Consider the following 17,908-nt stretch of genomic DNA (forward strand, 5'->3'; position numbering starts at 1 on the left):
GGGGCCACACGGCCCACCGAACCCTCGGGAAGGCCATGCTGAACAAGTACGCGCGTGCATTCTTCACGCGTGTTCTCACACCGTTCGCCGCGTTTCTGCTCCGCCGCGGGGTGAGCCCCGACGCCGTCACGCTGATCGGCACGGCCGGAGTCGTGGCAGGAGCGCTGGTCTTCTTCCCCAGAGGCGAGTTCTTCTGGGGCACGATCGTCATCACGCTGTTCGTCTTCTCCGACCTCGTCGACGGCAACATGGCCCGGCAGGCGGGCGTCTCCAGCCGCTGGGGCGCGTTCCTCGACTCGACGCTCGACCGGGTCGCCGACGGCGCGATCTTCGGCGGTTTCGCGCTCTGGTACGCGGGCAAAGGCGACGACAACATGCTCTGCGCGGTGGCGATCTTCTGCCTCGCGAGCGGCCAGGTCGTGTCGTACACCAAGGCCCGTGGAGAGTCGATCGGCCTGCCCGTGGCCGTCAACGGACTGGTCGAGCGCGCCGAGCGGCTCGTCATCTCGCTGGTCGCCGCCGGCCTCGCCGGCCTCCACGGGTTCGGGGTGCCCGGCATCGACGTCCTTCTGCCGATCGCGCTGTGGATTGTCGCCGTCGGCAGCCTGGTGACGCTGGGGCAGCGGGTCGTCACGGTACGGCGCGAGTCCGCCGAAGCCGAGGCCGCCGAGGCCCGGCAGCCCGGCGGGGCCCGGTCCGGCGGGGCCGAGCAGGAAGGGGCCGGGGCATCATGATGCGCGACCGTTTGACCGACGCCCTGTACGGACTGGGCTGGGGCGCGGTGAAGAAGCTGCCCGAGCCGGTGGCCGCCGGACTCGGCCGCACCATCGCCGACGCCGCCTGGAGGCGGCGCGGCAAGGGCGTGCTGCGGCTGGAGTCCAACCTCGCACGCGTCGTTCCCGACGCGGGGGCCGAGCGCCTGGCCGAGCTCTCCAAGGCGGGCATGCGCTCGTACATGCGCTACTGGATGGAGTCCTTCCGGCTGCCGAACTGGAACCAGGAGCGCGCCCGGCTCAGCTTCGACCCCAAGGACATCCATCACCTGACGGACGGCCTCGCGTCGGGGCGGGGCGTCGTCATCGCCCTGCCGCACCTCGCCAACTGGGACGTCGCCGGGATCTGGGTGACCCGGGCCCTCGGCATCCCCTTCACCACGGTCGCCGAACGCCTCAAGCCGGAGTCGCTGTACGACCGGTTCGTCGCCTACCGCGAGAGTCTCGGCATGGAGGTCCTGCCGCACACGGGCGGGTCGGCCTTCGGCACGCTGGCCCGGCGGCTGCGCGACGGCGGCCTCGTCTGCCTGGTCGCGGACCGCGACCTGTCCGCCTCCGGCGTCGAGGTGACCTTCTTCGGCGAGACGGCCCGCATGCCCGCAGGTCCCGCGCTGCTGGCCCAGCAGACCGGCGCCCTGCTGCTCCCGGTGACGCTCTGGTACGACGAGACGCCCGTCATGAAGGGCCGCATCCACCCGCCTGTCGAGGTCCCCCGGTCAGGCACGCGCGCCGAGAAGACGTCCTCCATGACGCAGGCCCTCGCGGACGTCTTCGCCGAGGGCATCGCCGAGCACCCGGAGGACTGGCACATGCTGCAGCGGCTGTGGCTCTCGGACCTCGAACCGCGGGAGGACAGGACGTGAGGATCGGCATCGTCTGTCCGTACTCGTGGGACGTGCCCGGTGGCGTGCAGTTCCACATCAGGGACCTGGCCGAGCACCTCATCGGGCTCGGGCACGACGTCTCCGTCCTCGCCCCCGCGGACGACGACACACCCCTGCCGCCCTACGTGGTCTCCGCGGGCCGCGCCGTGCCCGTGCCGTACAACGGCTCGGTCGCCCGGCTCAATTTCGGCTTCCTGTCCGCGGCCCGGGTGCGGCGCTGGCTCCACGACGGCACCTTCGACGTCATCCACATCCACGAGCCGGCGTCGCCTTCCCTGGGCCTGCTCTCCTGCTGGGCCGCGCAGGGGCCGATCGTCGCCACGTTCCACACGTCAAACCCGCGGTCGCGGGCCATGATCGCGGCCTATCCGATCCTGCAGCCCGCGCTGGAGAAGATCAGCGCGCGGATCGCCGTCAGCGAGTACGCCCGCCGCACGCTCGTGGAGCACCTCGGCGGTGACGCGGTCGTCATCCCGAACGGCGTCGACGTCGGCTTCTTCGAGAAGGCCGAGCCGAAGGCGGAGTGGCAGAACGGCACGATCGGCTTCATCGGCCGCATCGACGAGCCGCGCAAGGGCCTGCCGGTGCTGATGAAGGCGCTTCCGGCGATCTTCGACGCCTGCCCGGACACGCGGCTGCTGGTCGCGGGGCGCGGTGACGAGGAGGAGGCCGTCGCGTCCCTGCCGGCCGCGATGCGCTCCCGGGTCGAGTTCCTCGGGATGGTCAGCGACGAGGACAAGGCACGGCTGCTGCGCAGCGTCGACGTGTACGTGGCGCCCAACACGGGCGGCGAGAGCTTCGGCATCATCCTGGTCGAGGCGATGTCGGCGGGCGCGCCGGTGCTGGCCTCCGACCTGGACGCGTTCGCCCAGGTGCTGGACAAGGGCGCGGCGGGGGAGATGTTCGCCAACGAGGACGCGGACGCGCTGGCCTCGGCGGCGATCCGCCTGCTGGGCGACCCGGACCGGCGGCGGGAGCTGCGCGAGCGGGGCAGCGCGCACGTGCGGCGGTTCGACTGGTCGACGGTGGGCGCGGACATCCTCGCCGTGTACGAGACGGTGACGGACGGCGCGGCGTCGGTGGCGACGGACGACCGGCCGGGCCTGCGGGCCCGCCTGGGGCTGGTGACCCGGGGCTGAGGCCCCTGCCCGGCCGGGCAGGGGCGCGCCGGGCTCACGGACAGGGCCCACCACGGGAGCGCGGCCAGGTCCGCCGCCCTCCCCACAGCCCCTCGGGCGTGAGGAGGCGCCCTCATCGGCCCGGTAGCCTTGCCGCCCGTGAGCACCCTGATCTGGATCGTCGTCGCCCTCGTGGCCATCGGCATGTACCTCAGCTGGACCGCCGGGCGACTCGACCGGCTCCACGCGCGGATCGACGCCGCCCGGGCCGCGCTCGACGCGCAGCTCCTGCGGCGCGCCTCGGTCGCACAGGAGCTCGCGACCTCCGGGGTGCTCGACCCCGCCGCGTCCATCGTGCTGTACGAGGCCGCGCACGAGGCGCGGCAGGCGGAGGAGGAGCACCGCGAGGTCGCCGAGAGCGAACTCAGCGCCGCACTGCGGGCGGTGTTCGGGGAGGCCGAGCAGATGGAGGCCCTGCGCGCGGTACCGGGAGGCGAGGACGCCGCCGGCGAGCTCGCGCAGGCGGTGCGCCGCGTCCCCATGGCGCGCCGGTTCCACAACGACACCGTCCGCGCCGCGCGCGCCCTGCGCCGGCACCGCACGGTGCGCTGGTTCCGGCTCGCGGGCCACGCCCCGTTCCCCCTGGCGTTCGAGATGGACGACGAGCCCCCCGCGGCGCTGGCGGACCGGCCCGCCTGAACGGTGCCCGGCCGCGCCGGCGGACCGGCCCCACCCAAAACGATCCACGGGGTGACTATTGGCCCTTGATGTGGACTGGTCCCCGGATGTTCCATCGGTGACGCATCACAACGTCGTCATCGAGTGAGGTCCATCCGTGTCCAGCACCACCACCCCGCAGACCCCCGAGACCGGTACCGCCCGCGTCAAGCGCGGCATGGCCGAGCAGCTCAAGGGCGGCGTGATCATGGACGTGGTCAACGCCGAGCAGGCGAAGATCGCCGAGGATGCCGGCGCCGTGGCCGTCATGGCCCTGGAGCGCGTGCCCGCCGACATCCGCAAGGACGGCGGCGTGGCCCGGATGTCCGACCCGAACATGATCGAGGAGATCATCGACGCGGTCTCCATCCCGGTGATGGCCAAGTCGCGTATCGGCCACTTCGTCGAGGCCCAGGTGCTGCAGTCCCTGGGCGTCGACTACATCGACGAGTCCGAGGTCCTGACCCCGGCCGACGAGGTCAACCACAGCGACAAGTGGGCCTTCACCACCCCGTTCGTCTGCGGCGCCACCAACCTGGGCGAGGCCCTGCGCCGTATCGCCGAGGGCGCGGCCATGATCCGCTCCAAGGGCGAGGCCGGCACGGGCAACGTCGTCGAGGCCGTCCGTCACCTGCGCCAGATCAAGAACGAGATCGCCAAGCTGCGCGGCTTCGACAACAACGAGCTGTACGCCGCCGCCAAGGAGCTGCGCGCCCCGTACGAGCTCGTCAAGGAGGTCTCCGAGCTCGGCAAGCTGCCGGTCGTGCTGTTCTCCGCCGGTGGCGTGGCCACTCCGGCCGATGCCGCGCTGATGCGCCAGCTCGGCGCCGAGGGCGTCTTCGTCGGCTCCGGCATCTTCAAGTCGGGCGACCCGGCCAAGCGCGCCGCCGCCATCGTGAAGGCCACCACCTTCTACGACGACCCGAAGATCATCGCGGACGCCTCCCGCAACCTGGGCGAGGCCATGGTCGGCATCAACTGCGACACCCTGCCCGAGGCCGAGCGCTACGCGAACCGGGGCTGGTAATGACGACGCCCGTGATCGGTGTCCTGGCCCTCCAGGGCGACGTACGGGAGCACCTGATCGCCCTGGCCGCGGCGGACGCCGTGGCCAGGCCGGTGCGGCGGCCCGAGGAACTGGCCGAGGTCGACGGCCTGGTGATCCCCGGCGGCGAGTCCACGACCATGTCCAAGCTCGCCACGCTGTTCGGCATGCTGGAGCCGCTGCGCGAGCGCATCGCGGCGGGCATGCCGGTCTACGGCACCTGCGCCGGTCTGATCATGCTCGCCGAGAAGATCATCGACCCGCGCTCGGGCCAGGAGACGCTCGGCGGCATCGACATGATCGTCCGCCGCAACGCCTTCGGCCGGCAGAACGAGTCGTTCGAGGCGACCGTCGAGGTGTCCGGCGTCGGTCCCGTAGAGGGCGTCTTCATCCGCGCCCCGTGGGTGGAGTCCGTCGGCGCCCAGGTCGAGGTGCTCGCCGAGCACGACGGCCACATCGTCGCGGTACGGCAGGGCAAGGTGCTCGCGACTTCGTTCCATCCCGAGCTGACCGGTGACCACCGCGTGCACGGCCTGTTCGTCGACATGGTGCGCACGGGGGCCTGACAGGATCCCGGTAGGATCTCTGGGGTTCGTGCAGGAATTGGTTACGCGAAGGAGACAGGCAGATGTCCGGCCACTCTAAATGGGCTACGACGAAGCACAAGAAGGCCGTGATCGACGCCAAGCGCGGCAAGCTCTTCGCGAAGCTGATCAAGAACATCGAGGTCGCGGCCCGTACCGGCGGCGGTGACCCCGACGGCAACCCGACGCTGTTCGACGCCATCCAGAAGGCCAAGAAGAGCTCGGTTCCGAACAAGAACATCGATTCCGCGGTCAAGCGCGGCGCCGGCCTGGAAGCCGGTGGCGCCGACTACGAGACGATCATGTACGAGGGCTACGGCCCGAACGGTGTGGCGGTGCTCATCGAGTGCCTCACCGACAACCGCAACCGCGCCGCCTCCGACGTGCGGGTCGCCATGACCCGCAACGGCGGCTCGATGGCCGACCCGGGCTCCGTCTCGTACCTGTTCAACCGCAAAGGCGTCGTCATCGTCCCCAAGGGGGAGCTGACCGAGGACGACGTCCTCGGCGCCGTCCTGGACGCGGGCGCCGAGGAGGTCAACGACCTCGGCGAGTCCTTCGAGGTGCTGAGCGAGGCCACCGACCTGGTCGCGGTCCGCACCGCCCTCCAGGGGGCCGGTATCGACTACGACTCGGCCGACGCCAACTTCGTCCCGACCATGCAGGTCGAGCTGGACGAGGAGGGCGCGCGCAAGATCTTCAAGCTGATCGACGCGCTCGAGGACAGCGACGACGTGCAGAACGTCTTCGCCAACTTCGACGTCTCGGACGAGGTCATGGAGAAGGTCGACGCCTGATCCACGCTCGTACGACGGGCCGGCGGGGGCATCCCCGTCGGCCCGTCGCGTTGTCGGCGGTTGTCGGTGGCAGCCGATAGCCTGCACAAACAGCTGAGCGAAGGAGGGGTGGGACGCGTGCGCGTTCTCGGGGTGGACCCTGGGCTGACCCGGTGCGGTGTCGGCGTCGTGGAGGGAGTGGCCGGCCGTCCGCTGACGATGCGTGGCGTCGGTGTCGTCCGGAGCCCGGCGGACGCCGATCTGGGCCACCGGCTGGTCGCGATCGAGCAGGGCATCGAGCAGTGGCTCGACGAGCACCGCCCCGAATTCGTCGCCGTCGAGCGCGTGTTCAGCCAGCACAATGTCCGCACGGTGATGGGCACGGCCCAGGCCAGCGCCGTGGCCATGCTCTGCGCCTCCCGTCGCGGGATCCCCGTCGCCCTGCACACGCCCAGCGAGGTCAAGGCGGCCGTCACCGGCACCGGACGGGCCGACAAGGCGCAGGTCGGCGCCATGGTGACCCGGTTGCTGCGGCTCGACGCACCGCCGAAGCCTGCCGACGCCGCGGACGCCCTCGCCCTCGCCATCTGCCACATCTGGCGCGCCCCCGCGCAGAACCGCCTGCAGCGGGCGGTCGCCGCGCATCACGCAACGAAAGGCCGGACCGCATGATCGCCTTTGTGAGCGGCACGGTGGCCGCCCTCGCCCCGACCACGGCCGTGATCGAGGTCGGCGGCGTCGGCATGGCCGTGCAGTGCACCCCGAACACCCTCTCCGGGCTGAGACTCGGTCAGGAGGCAAGGCTCGCCACGTCGTTGGTGGTCCGGGAGGACTCGCTGACGCTCTACGGCTTCGCCGACGACGACGAGCGCCAGGTGTTCGAGCTCCTGCAGACCGCGAGCGGCGTGGGCCCGCGCCTGGCCCAGGCGATGCTCGCCGTGCACACACCGGACGCGCTGCGGGTCGCCGTCACGAGCGGCGACGAGAAGGCGCTGACGGCGGTGCCGGGGATCGGCAAGAAGGGCGCGCAGAAGCTGCTGCTGGAGCTGAAGGACCGGCTCGGCGCGCCGGTCGGCTCCACGCCCGCGGTCGGTGCGCCGGTCAGCCAGTCCTGGCGCGACCAGCTGCACGCCGCGCTGATCGGCCTCGGCTACGCGACCCGCGAGGCGGACGAGGCGGTGACGGCTGTGGCGCCACAGGCGGAGTCCCTGGGCCCCGCGCCCGAGGTGGGCCCCCTGCTCCGAGCCGCGCTCCAGACCCTGAACAGGGCACGCTGAGGTCCGTGCGGGGTGTTCCCCTACTCGCCGCATACGCAGCCCCGCCGGCGATTGAGGCGCGGGGGTCCGGGGGCGGAGCCCCCGGTACGGGAAAGGGCGGGGAGGGGAAAACGCCCCGCGCAGCGCCCCCGCCCGCACGCAACCGTACGAACCGAGAAGGCAGACACCACGTGAACTGGGACGACGAGACCACCGCCGAGACGGAACCGCGGCTGGTCGGCGGCGCCGCCGACGGCGAGGACCAGGCTGTCGAGGCGGCCCTGCGACCCAAGTCGCTGGCCGAGTTCGTCGGCCAGGAGCGCGTCCGCGAGCAGCTCGACCTCGTGCTCAAGGCGGCCCTCGCCCGCGGCGCCACCGCCGACCACGTCCTGCTCTCCGGTGCACCCGGCCTCGGCAAGACCACCCTGTCGATGATCATCGCCGCGGAGATGAACGCCCCGATCCGCATCACCTCGGGCCCCGCCATCCAGCACGCGGGCGACCTCGCCGCCATCCTCTCCTCGCTCCAGGAGGGAGAGGTCCTCTTCCTCGACGAGATCCACCGCATGTCCCGGCCGGCCGAGGAGATGCTCTACATGGCGATGGAGGACTTCCGCGTCGACGTGATCGTCGGCAAGGGCCCGGGGGCCACCGCCATCCCCCTGGAGCTGCCTCCGTTCACCCTCGTCGGCGCCACGACCAGGGCCGGTCTGCTGCCGCCACCCCTGCGCGACCGCTTCGGCTTCACCGCGCACATGGAGTTCTACGAGCCCGTCGAACTGGAGCGCGTCATCCACCGTTCGGCACAGCTTCTCGACCTCGACATCGAGGCGGAGGGCGCCGCCGAGATCGCCGGCCGCTCACGCGGCACGCCGCGTATCGCCAACCGTCTGCTGCGCCGCGTCCGGGACTACGCCCAGGTCAAGGCGGACGGCCTCATCACCCGGGAGGTGGCCGCGGCCGCCCTCGGCGTGTACGAGGTCGACAGCCGCGGCCTGGACCGGCTGGACCGGGCGGTGCTGCAGGCGCTGCTCAAGCTGTTCGGGGGCGGCCCGGTCGGTCTGTCCACGCTCGCGGTCGCGGTGGGGGAGGAGCGCGAGACGGTCGAGGAGGTGGCCGAGCCCTTCCTCGTACGCGAGGGTCTGCTGGCCCGGACCCCCCGGGGCCGGGTGGCCACGCCCGCGGCCTGGGCGCACCTCGGGCTCGTGCCGCCTCAGCAGGGCACAAGTGGACAACAGGGGCTGTTCGGGGCGTGACGGCGAGGGGAGTCGTCCCCTGCGGAACCACGGTGGGATGCTGGGCGTTGTTCCAGTGATGCGGACTCGCTTAGACTCCGCCGATGCCGACCTTCCGGGTCGGCATGCCCACCCCCGTAGATCAGGCCGTTCATCAGCGCGGTCGTGCGAAGGAATTCCCCGCCGTGGATATCTTGACCCTCCTCCCTTTCATCGTGCTCATCGGGGCCATGTTCCTGATGACCCGCTCCGCCAAGAAGAAGCAGCAGGCGGCCGCGCAGATGCGTGACCAGATGCAGCCCGGCACCGGAGTGCGGACCATCGGTGGCCTCTACGCGACCGTCAAGGAGGTCAACGACGACACGGTCCTCCTCGAGGCGGCCCCCGGAGTGCACCTGGTGTTCGCGAAGAACGCCATCGGCGCGGTCCTCGCCGACGACGAGTACAACCGGATCGTCCACGGTGACGACGATGTCAAGACCGACAGCGCCACCGTCGTCCCCGACGACGCGTCCTCGCTGAGCGGCGACACCGCGGCCGACGAGACCACCGACTCCGACAAGATCGACCTCGGCAAGAAGGCCGACACGGACGCGGACGACGCCGAGGTGAAGGACGCCGACACCAAGGACGGCAAGACCGACGGCGAGGCCGACGCGAAGTAGTCACGATCGGGGACCGCGGCGGCGCCCACCGGCGCCGGGCGGTCCCCCGGTTGTGCCGACTGACCTTCGGGGGCAGGTCCCCACAACACTTCGTGGCCGCCTCGGCGCACACCCGGCGCAGGCGGTTGGACAGGGAGAAACGAGAAGGTGGCAGCACCGAACAGGGGCCGAAGGCCCGCGGGGGCTCAGGGTAAGCCGGGGCGTTCCCTGGTTCTGATCCTGATCGCCATGGTCGCGCTCACGGGTGGCATGTTCTGGGCGGGGCAGCTCACGCCGCGTCTGGGCATCGACCTGGCGGGCGGTACGACCATCACGCTCGAGGCGAAGAGCGAGCCCGGCAAAGAGAGCGCCGTCAACGAGACCAACATGAACACCGCGGTCGGCATCATCGAGCGCCGTGTCAATGGTCTGGGTGTCTCCGAGGCCGAGGTCCAGACCCAGGGCGACCGGAACATCATCGTCAACATCCCCAAGGGGACGAATTCCGAGCAGGCCCGTGAGCAGGTCGGCACCACCGCCCAGCTCTTCTTCCGGCCCGTGCTGACCGTCGCCGCCGGCGGCCCCGCAGCCCCCGAGCCCTCCCCGAGCGCGTCGTCCAGCGGCAAGCCCAAGGACGACAAGGCGACGGACAAGCCGAAGGCCGGTGCCCCCTCCGGCTCCCCGTCGGCCAGTGCGACCACCCAGGGCCGTGCCGTGACGGAGGGCCTCAAGGCCCCCGCGGCGAGCCCCACGCCGTCCGCCTCGGACAAGCCGAAGACGTCCGAGAGCCCGGCGCCCTCGGACAAGCCCGAGCCGACGCCCTCCAGCGACCCGGCCTCCGCCGCACTGGAGAAGCAGTTCACCGCTCTGGACTGCACGGACGCCAAGGCCCGCGGCAAGCTCGGTGACGGCGTCAAGCCGACCGAGACCGCCCTCGCCTGTGGCAAGAACAGCGTGGGCCAGTGGGAGAAGTACATCCTCGGCCCGGCTGAGGTGGACGGCAAGGACGTCGACGACGCCAAGGGCCAGCTCGACCAGCAGCGCGGCATGTGGATCGTCACGATGGACTTCACCGAGAGCGGTGCCAAGAAGTTCCAGAAGATCACCGGCCGCCTGTCCCAGCAGCAGCCCCCGATGAACCAGTTCGCCATCGTCCTCGACGGTGAAGTGGTCTCGGCCCCGCAGGTGAACCAGACGCTGAGCGCCAGCGCCGAGATCACCGGCAACTTCACCCAGGACTCCGCCCAGAACCTGGGCAACATCCTGTCCTACGGCGCCCTGCCCCTGTCCTTCGAGGAGCAGAGCGTCACCACGGTCACCGCCGCCCTCGGCGGTGAACAGCTCCAGGCGGGTCTGATCGCCGGTGCGATCGGCCTCGCGCTCGTCGTGATCTACCTGGTCGTCTACTACCGCGGCCTGGCCCTGATCGCGATCCTCAGCCTCATGGCTTCCGCGATCCTGACGTACACGATCATGGCTCTGCTCGGCCCGGGCATCGGCTTCGCGCTGAACCTGCCCGCAGTCTGCGGCGCCATCGTCGCGATCGGTATCACCGCCGACTCGTTCATCGTCTACTTCGAACGCATAAGGGACGAGATCCGCGAGGGCCGCACGCTGCGTCCGGCCGTGGAGCGTGCCTGGCCGCGTGCCCGGCGCACGATCCTGGTCTCCGACTTCGTGTCGTTCCTCGCCGCCGCCGTGCTCTTCGTCGTCACGGTCGGCAAGGTCCAGGGCTTCGCGTTCACGCTGGGTCTGACGACCCTGCTCGACGTGGTGGTCGTCTTCCTGTTCACCAAGCCGGTCATGACGATCCTCGCCCGCCAGAAGTTCTTCGCGAGCGGCCACCCGTGGTCCGGACTGGACCCGAAGCGGCTCGGCGCCAAGCCGCCGCTGCGCCGCTCCCGTCGCATCTCCGCCCCCACCGACCCGAAGGAGGCGTGAGATGTCACGACTCGGAAACCTCGGTGCCAGGCTGTACCAGGGCGAGGTCGGCTACGACTTCGTCGGCAAGCGCAAGATCTGGTACGGCGTCTCGATCCTGATCACCATCACGGCCATCCTCGGCGTCGTGGTCCAGGGCCTCAACATGGGCATCGAGTTCAAGGGCGGTGCCGTCTTCACCACTCCGAAGACCAGCGTGTCGGTCGCCCAGGCCCAGGAAGCCGCGGAAGAGGCCTCCGGCCACCCCGCGATCGTCCAGGAGCTCGGCACCGGCGGCATGCGCATCCAGGTCAGTGAGCTGGACACGCAGCAGGCCGACAAGGTCGCCGCCGAGCTCTCCGAGACGCTCGACGTGGACGCGGAGCGGATCAACGCCGAGCTCGTCGGGCCCAGCTGGGGCGAGCAGATCGCCAACAAGGCGTGGACCGGCCTCGGCGTCTTCATGATCCTCGTGGTGATCTACCTGGCCATCGCCTTCGAGTGGCGCATGGCGGTCGCGGCCCTGGTCGCGCTGATCCACGACATCACCATCACCGTCGGCGTCTACGCCCTCGTCGGCTTCGAGGTCACGCCGGGCACGGTGATCGGTCTGCTCACGATCCTCGGTTACTCGCTGTACGACACGGTCGTCGTCTTCGACTCCCTCAAGGAGGGGTCGAAGGACATCACCAAGCAGACCCGCTGGACCTACAGCGAGATCGCCAACCGCAGCATCAACAGCACCCTGGTGCGTTCGATCAACACCACGGTCGTCGCCCTGCTGCCGGTCGCCGGCCTGCTGTTCATCGGTGGCGGTGTCCTCGGCGCCGGCATGCTGAACGACATCTCGCTGTCGCTGTTCGTCGGTCTCGCCGCCGGTGCGTACTCCTCGATCTTCATCGCCACTCCGCTGGTCGCCGACCTCAAGGAGCGCGAGCCGCAGATGAAGGCCCTGAAGAAGCGGGTGCTCGCCAAGCGCGCGGCCGCCGCGGCCAAGGGCGAGTCGCCGGAGTCCGAGCAGACCGACGGCGCCGACGACGCCGACGACGACGTGCAGGAGGACGCGGCGCCGGCCGGCGCCGTCGTCGGCCAGCGCGGCCGCGGGCGCGGCCGTCCCTCGGGCAGGCGCCGGTGACCGCCGCCGACACCAGGGAGCTGCTGCTCAGCCGCATCCGCGATGTCGCCGACTACCCGAAGCCGGGAGTGGTGTTCAAGGACATCACGCCCCTGCTCGCCGACCCGGTCGCCTTCACCGCGCTGACGGACGCGCTCACCGAGCTCTGCGTCCGGCACGGCGCGACGAAGATCGTTGGCCTCGAGGCACGCGGCTTCATCCTCGCGGCGCCGGTCGCCGTCCGCGCCGGCATCGGGTTCATTCCGGTGCGGAAGGCCGGCAAGCTGCCCGGGGCGACGCTGGGACAGGCGTACGAGCTGGAGTACGGCACCGCCGAGATCGAGGTGCACGCCGAGGACCTGAGCGCGGGAGACCGCGTCATGGTCATCGACGACGTCCTCGCCACCGGCGGGACCGCCGAGGCCTCGCTGGAGCTCATCCGGCGGGCGGGCGCGCAGGTCGCGGGCATCGCGGTCCTGATGGAGCTCGGCTTCCTCGGCGGACGTGACCGGCTGGACGGCGCCCTGGGCGGGGCGCCGCTGGAGGCGCTGATCACGCTCTGACGGCCGGCCGCGAGGCCGCCGCACGGCACACGACGGGTGCCCCGGATCTGTTCCGGGGCACCCGTCGCCGTTCCCGGTGGTCCGAGGCGGCACCTGTGGCGCATGCCTCTCCACCGCCTCGTGCGCACCTGGACTGCCGGGTCGATACCATGGGCTTTCCGGGCCTGACCGGGACCCGGAACCGCACGAGGAGTGCCCTTGCCAGACGAGGCCCAGTCCGCCGCCGCGCAGCCCGGCCAGAAGGCCGAAAAGGCCGCGGCAGCCCCCGTCACGCCCGAGCCGAAGCCGGAGCCGAAGCCGGACCGTCAGCCGCAGCCCGCCGCGCCCGAGCGCGTGAGCCAGGTGCCCGTCTCCGCGCCCAAGCCCGTGCCGCCCGCCACGTCGCGGTCCGGCGGCTCCTCGAATCGGGTACGCGCCCGTCTCGCCCGTCTCGGCGTGCAGCGCTCGTCGCCGTACAACCCGGTGCTGGAGCCGCTGCTGCGGATCGTGCGCAGCAACGACCCCAAGATCGAGACCTCCACGCTGCGCCAGATCGAGCGCGCCTACCAGGTCGCGGAGCGCTGGCACCGCGGCCAGAAGCGCAAGAGCGGCGACCCGTACATCACGCATCCCCTCGCCGTCACCACCATCCTCGCCGAGCTCGGCATGGACCCGGCGACGCTGATGGCCGGCCTGCTGCACGACACCGTCGAGGACACCGAGTACGGCCTCGACCAGCTGCGCCGCGACTTCGGCGACTCCGTGGCCCTGCTCGTCGACGGCGTCACCAAGCTGGACAAGGTCAAGTTCGGCGAGGCCGCGCAGGCCGAGACCGTGCGCAAGATGGTCGTCGCCATGGCCAAGGACCCGCGCGTCCTGGTCATCAAGCTCGCCGACCGCCTGCACAACATGCGCACGATGCGCTACCTCAAGCGGGAGAAGCAGGAGAAGAAGGCCCGCGAGACGCTGGAGATCTACGCCCCGCTGGCGCACCGGCTGGGCATGAACACCATCAAGTGGGAGCTGGAGGACCTCGCGTTCGCGATCCTCTACCCCAAGATGTACGACGAGATCGTGCGCCTCGTCGCCGAGCGCGCGCCCAAGCGCGACGAGTACCTCGCGATAGTGACCGACGAGGTCCAGGCGGATCTCCGCGCGGCGCGCATCAAGGCCACCGTCACCGGCCGCCCCAAGCACTACTACAGCGTCTACCAGAAGATGATCGTCCGCGGCCGTGACTTCGCGGAGATCTACGACCTGGTGGGCATTCGCGTCCTCGTCGACACGGTCCGCGACTGCTACGCGGCCCTCGGCACGGTGCACGCGCGATGGAATCCGGTCCCCGGCCGGTTCAAGGACTACATCGCGATGCCGAAGTTCAACATGTACCAGTCGCTGCACACGACGGTCATCGGCCCCAACGGCAAGCCCGTCGAGTTGCAGATCCGCACCTTCGACATGCACCGCCGCGCGGAGTACGGCATCGCGGCCCACTGGAAGTACAAGCAGGAGACCGTCGCCGGGGCCTCCAAGATCCGTACGGACGTCCCCAAGGCCGGCAAGGGCACCGCGGGCCAGGACACCGTCAACGACATGGCCTGGCTGCGGCAGCTGCTGGACTGGCAGAAGGAGACCGAGGACCCCAGCGAGTTCCTGGAATCCCTGCGTTTCGACCTGTCCCGCAACGAGGTCTTCGTCTTCACGCCCAAGGGCGACGTCATAGCGCTCCCGGCGGGCGCCACCCCCGTCGACTTCGCCTACGCCGTCCACACCGAGGTCGGTCACCGCACCATAGGCGCGCGGGTCAACGGCCGGCTCGTCCCGCTGGAGTCGACCCTCGACAACGGCGACCTGGTGGAGGTCTTCACCTCCAAGGCCGAGGGCGCGGGCCCCTCCCGCGACTGGCTCGGCTTCGTCAAATCGCCGCGGGCCCGCAACAAGATCCGCGCCTGGTTCTCCAAGGAGCGCCGCGACGAGGCCATCGAGCAGGGCAAGGACGCCATCGCGCGCGCCATGCGCAAGCAGAACCTGCCGATCCAGCGCATCCTCACCGGCGACTCCCTGGTCACCCTCGCACACGAGATGCGCTACCCCGACATCTCCTCGCTGTACGCGGCGATCGGCGAGGGCCATGTGGCCGCGCAGGGCGTCGTGCAGAAGCTGGTGCAGGCCCTCGGCGGCGAGGAGGCCGCCAACGAGGACATCGCCGAGTCCACCCCGCCCTCCCGCAGCCGCAGCAAGCGCCGCAACAACGCGGACCCGGGCGTGGTCGTCAAGGGTGTCGAGGACGTGTGGGTCAAGCTGGCCCGCTGCTGTACGCCCGTCCCCGGCGACCCGATCATCGGCTTCGTGACCCGCGGCAGCGGCGTGTCCGTGCACCGCGCGGACTGCGTCAACGTCGACTCGCTCTCGCAGCAGCCCGAACGGATCCTCGACGTCGAGTGGGCGCCCACCCAGTCGTCGGTCTTCCTCGTCGCCATCCAGGTCGAGGCGCTGGACCGCTCCCGGCTGCTGTCGGACGTGACCCGCGTCCTGTCCGACCAGCACGTCAACATCCTGTCGGCGGCCGTGCAGACCTCCCGCGACCGGGTGGCCACCTCGCGCTTCACCTTCGAGATGGGCGACCCCAAGCACCTCGGCCACGTGCTGAAGGCGGTCCGCAGCGTGGAGGGCGTCTACGACGTCTACCGCGTCACCTCCGCGCGTCGGCCCTGACGGGCCGCGTCCGCGTCGGCGGTCCGCCGACAGCCCCGAGACGGCTCGCCCTGCGCGGCTGAGCCGTCGGCCCACGGGCTCGTCGGCTGCCGCGCAGGGGCACGGCTCCGCCGGAAAGCGCCGGATGTACGGGAGGGCCCCGGTACGCATCGCGTACCGGGGCCCTCCTCGTCAGCCCAAAGCCGGCGCGTCAGCCGCCGAACTCCTCCAGGCCCTTCAGCGCCTGGTCCAGCAGCGCCTGACGGCCCTCGAGCTCCTTGGCGAGCTTGTCCGCCTTGGCGTTGTTGCCCGCCGCACGCGCCGTGTCGATCTGCTCACGCAGCTTGTCCACGGCCGCCTGCAGCTGGCCGGTCAGACCCGCGGCACGCGCACGCGCCTCCGGGTTCGTCCGGCGCCACTCGTTCTCCTCGGACTCCTGCAGGGCCCGCTCCACCGCGTGCATCCGGCCCTCGACCTTCGGCCGGGCGTCGCGCGGCACGTGGCCGATGGCCTCCCAGCGCTCGTTGATGGACCGGAAGGCGGCGCGGGCGGCCTTGAGGTCCGTCACCGGCACCAGCTTCTCGGCCTCGGCCGCGAGCTCCTCCTTGAGCTTGAGGTTCTCCGCCTGCTCGGCGTCGCGCTCGGCGAACACACCGCTGCGCGCGGCGAAGAAGACGTCCTGCGCACCGCGGAAGCGGTTCCACAGGTCGTCCTCGGCCTCGCGCTGGGCACGGCCCGCCGCCTTCCATTGCGCCATCAGGTCGCGGTAGCGGGCGGCGGTGGGGCCCCAGTCCGTCGATCCGGACAGGGCCTCGGCCTCGGCCACCAGCCGTTCCTTGGTCTGACGGGCATCCTCGCGCTGCGCGTCCAGCGACGCGAAGTGCGCCTTGCGGCGCTTGGAGAACGCCGAGCGGGCGTGCGAGAAGCGGTGCCACAGCTCGTCGTCGGACTTCCGGTCGAGCCGGGGCAGGCCCTTCCAGGTGTCCACGAGTGCCCGCAGCCGCTCGCCCGCGGCCCGCCACTGGTCGCTCTGCGCCAGCTGCTCGGCCTCGGTGACCAGCGCCTCCTTGGCCTGGCGCGCCTCGTCGCTCTGCTTCGCGCGCTGCGCCTTGCGCTCCTCGCGGCGCTTGTCGACCGTCGCCACGAGTGCGTCGAGACGCACGCGCAGGGCGTCGAGGTCCCCCACGGCGTGGTGCTCGTCCACCTGCTGACGCAGGTGGTCGATCGCCGCCATGGCGTCCTTGGTCGACAGATCGGTGGTCTTCACCCGCCGCTCGAGGAGGCCGATCTCGACCACCAGGCCCTCGTACTTGCGCTCGAAGTAGGCCAGCGCCTCCTCGGGAGAGCCCGCCTGCCACGATCCGACGACCTTCTCGCCCTCGGCAGTACGCACGTACACGGTGCCCGTCTCGTCGACGCGGCCCCACGGGTCGCTGCTCACAGCGCCTCCTCAACCTGATGCCCGCGAGGGAGTTCGTCCCCGGGCATCGTCCACAGTTTCCTGGGACGGGCCTCGCCCGTCCTGAGCAACGCGAAGCCGGCCCGCGCTGCACAACGCCAATCTAGGCGACCGGCCGCCTGGCTGTCCGCACTCAGCGCGGCCGAAATTCCCCGGCTCACACCTTGGGGACGGTGGCCTTCTCGATGCTGACGGCCTTCTTGGGCGCACCGTCGCTCGCACCGCCCGCGACACCGGCCTTGCCCACGGCCTGTACGGCCTTCAGGCTCTTGTCGTCCATCGTGCCGAACGGCGTGTACGTGGGCGGCAGTTTGCTGTCCTTGTACACGAGGAAGAACTGGCTGCCGCCCGAGTTCGGCTGACCGGTGTTCGCCATCGCGACCGTGCCCGCCGGGTACGTCACGGTGCCGTCGGCGCCCGCCTTGCCGAGCGCCGTGAGGTTCTCGTCCGGGATCGTGTAGCCGGGACCGCCGGTGCCGTCGCCCTTCGGGTCGCCGCACTGCAGGACGAAGATGCCCTGCGTAGTGAGGCGGTGACACTTGGTGCCGTTGAAATAGCCCTTGTCCGCCAGCGACTTGAACGAGTTGACCGTGCGCGGGGTCTTCGCCGCGTCCATCGCGATCGCGATGTCGCCCTCGTTCGTCTTGAGGGCGAAGGTGTACTTCGCCTTCTTGTCGATCGACATGGCGGGCTCGGGCGAGCTGCTCTCGGACGGCGACGGGGTCGCGCTGGGCGAGGCGTCCGACGAGGCGCTGTCGTTCTTGTCGCCGTCGCTCAGGGCCGCCCCCGCGTAGACGGCGCCGCCGGCGGCGACCACGACGGCCAGGGCGGCCGCGATGATCGCGTTGCGCTGCTTCGCCTTCTTCCGCGCCTGCTCCCGACGCTGCTGCTGGCGCTCGAACTTCTCCCTGGCGAGCTGCCGCCGCCGCTGATCGCTGCTGACCACCGGGTCTTCTCCTTGTAGGTCGAGAACGTCGAAAACGTCGTGTCCGTCGAGGTGCCGTGTACGTGGCGTGGTGCCGACCGCCGGGCTTCGCCCCGTACCGTATACGGGTTGGCTGTGTGGTGAGCAGCGCCGGTAGGCTCTGAACTGCTGTGATCGACGCGGCAGTGCCGCCCGTCGATCCGCCGCATGCCTCTCGACGAC

The 17,908-nt window shown here is 70.8% G+C and carries 17 protein-coding genes; 15 read left to right on the plus strand and 2 right to left on the minus strand.

Going from position 1 to position 17,908, the window contains the following annotated elements; genetic code table 11:
* The first annotated feature begins 35 nt into the window (after positions 1-35).
* The 15 genes from pgsA (at position 36) to QFZ82_RS31895 (ending at position 15,323) form a co-directional block, all read left to right on the plus strand.
* Entirely contained in the window at positions 36-734 is a 699-nt protein-coding gene (gene pgsA, locus QFZ82_RS31825) for a phosphatidylinositol phosphate synthase (RefSeq protein WP_307716416.1), read from the plus strand.
* On the plus strand, positions 734-1,636 hold the full coding sequence (locus QFZ82_RS31830; protein ID WP_307717905.1) for a phosphatidylinositol mannoside acyltransferase: 903 nt from the start codon (positions 734-736) through the stop codon (positions 1,634-1,636). Before pgsA ends, QFZ82_RS31830 begins: the two co-directional genes overlap by 1 nt.
* The gene (locus QFZ82_RS31835; protein ID WP_307716417.1) at positions 1,633-2,796 is read left to right on the plus strand and encodes a glycosyltransferase family 4 protein; all 1,164 of its coding nucleotides are present in this window, start codon (positions 1,633-1,635) and stop codon (positions 2,794-2,796) included. Before QFZ82_RS31830 ends, QFZ82_RS31835 begins: the two co-directional genes overlap by 4 nt.
* 183 nt (positions 2,797-2,979) lie before the next feature.
* On the plus strand, positions 2,980-3,474 hold the full coding sequence (locus QFZ82_RS31840; RefSeq protein ID WP_307717906.1) for a hypothetical protein: 495 nt from the start codon (positions 2,980-2,982) through the stop codon (positions 3,472-3,474).
* A gap of 136 nt (positions 3,475-3,610) precedes the next feature.
* Complete coding sequence (gene pdxS / locus QFZ82_RS31845) at positions 3,611-4,519, plus strand: pyridoxal 5'-phosphate synthase lyase subunit PdxS (protein ID WP_177153221.1); 909 nt, start codon at positions 3,611-3,613, stop codon at positions 4,517-4,519.
* Positions 4,519-5,103, plus strand: coding sequence for a pyridoxal 5'-phosphate synthase glutaminase subunit PdxT (gene pdxT / locus QFZ82_RS31850; RefSeq protein WP_307716418.1), 585 nt, complete (start codon positions 4,519-4,521; stop codon positions 5,101-5,103). The genes pdxS and pdxT overlap by 1 nt, the downstream gene beginning before the upstream one ends.
* Positions 5,104-5,165: 62 nt before the next feature.
* Positions 5,166-5,918: a YebC/PmpR family DNA-binding transcriptional regulator gene (locus tag QFZ82_RS31855; RefSeq protein WP_307716419.1), complete on the plus strand. Its 753-nt coding sequence runs from the start codon at positions 5,166-5,168 to the stop codon at positions 5,916-5,918.
* A gap of 117 nt (positions 5,919-6,035) precedes the next feature.
* Positions 6,036-6,569 (plus strand): crossover junction endodeoxyribonuclease RuvC, encoded by a 534-nt coding sequence (gene ruvC / locus QFZ82_RS31860; RefSeq protein ID WP_307716420.1) that lies wholly within the window; start codon positions 6,036-6,038, stop codon positions 6,567-6,569.
* Positions 6,566-7,174, plus strand: coding sequence for a Holliday junction branch migration protein RuvA (ruvA, locus tag QFZ82_RS31865; protein ID WP_307716421.1), 609 nt, complete (start codon positions 6,566-6,568; stop codon positions 7,172-7,174). Before ruvC ends, ruvA begins: the two co-directional genes overlap by 4 nt.
* 170 nt (positions 7,175-7,344) lie before the next feature.
* Entirely contained in the window at positions 7,345-8,409 is a 1,065-nt protein-coding gene (gene ruvB, locus QFZ82_RS31870; protein ID WP_307716422.1) for a Holliday junction branch migration DNA helicase RuvB, read from the plus strand.
* A gap of 164 nt (positions 8,410-8,573) precedes the next feature.
* The gene (yajC, locus tag QFZ82_RS31875) at positions 8,574-9,053 is read left to right on the plus strand and encodes a preprotein translocase subunit YajC (protein WP_307716423.1); all 480 of its coding nucleotides are present in this window, start codon (positions 8,574-8,576) and stop codon (positions 9,051-9,053) included.
* Positions 9,054-9,200: 147 nt separating this feature from the next.
* The gene (secD, locus tag QFZ82_RS31880; RefSeq protein ID WP_307716424.1) at positions 9,201-10,973 is read left to right on the plus strand and encodes a protein translocase subunit SecD; all 1,773 of its coding nucleotides are present in this window, start codon (positions 9,201-9,203) and stop codon (positions 10,971-10,973) included.
* Between the two features lies 1 nt (position 10,974).
* Complete coding sequence (gene secF / locus QFZ82_RS31885; RefSeq protein ID WP_307716425.1) at positions 10,975-12,087, plus strand: protein translocase subunit SecF; 1,113 nt, start codon at positions 10,975-10,977, stop codon at positions 12,085-12,087.
* Positions 12,084-12,629: an adenine phosphoribosyltransferase gene (locus QFZ82_RS31890; RefSeq protein ID WP_307716426.1), complete on the plus strand. Its 546-nt coding sequence runs from the start codon at positions 12,084-12,086 to the stop codon at positions 12,627-12,629. Before secF ends, QFZ82_RS31890 begins: the two co-directional genes overlap by 4 nt.
* 333 nt (positions 12,630-12,962) lie before the next feature.
* Positions 12,963-15,323 (plus strand): bifunctional (p)ppGpp synthetase/guanosine-3',5'-bis(diphosphate) 3'-pyrophosphohydrolase, encoded by a 2,361-nt coding sequence (locus QFZ82_RS31895; protein ID WP_373429455.1) that lies wholly within the window; start codon positions 12,963-12,965, stop codon positions 15,321-15,323.
* A 190-nt stretch (positions 15,324-15,513) separates the two neighbouring features.
* Here the strand turns inward: QFZ82_RS31895 and QFZ82_RS31900 are convergent, their stop codons facing one another.
* Together QFZ82_RS31900 and QFZ82_RS31905 are read right to left on the minus strand one after the other, a co-directional pair.
* Entirely contained in the window at positions 15,514-16,743 is a 1,230-nt protein-coding gene (locus QFZ82_RS31900; RefSeq protein ID WP_307716428.1) for a DUF349 domain-containing protein, read from the minus strand.
* Positions 16,744-16,918: 175 nt separating this feature from the next.
* Positions 16,919-17,707 carry a peptidylprolyl isomerase gene (locus QFZ82_RS31905; RefSeq protein ID WP_307716429.1) on the minus strand — a complete coding sequence of 263 codons (789 nt, stop codon included), beginning with the start codon at positions 17,705-17,707 and terminating at the stop codon, positions 16,919-16,921.
* Between the last annotated feature and the right edge of the window lie 201 nt (positions 17,708-17,908).

Source organism: Streptomyces sp. V4I23, assembly GCF_030817975.1.
Classification (GTDB): domain Bacteria; phylum Actinomycetota; class Actinomycetes; order Streptomycetales; family Streptomycetaceae; genus Streptomyces.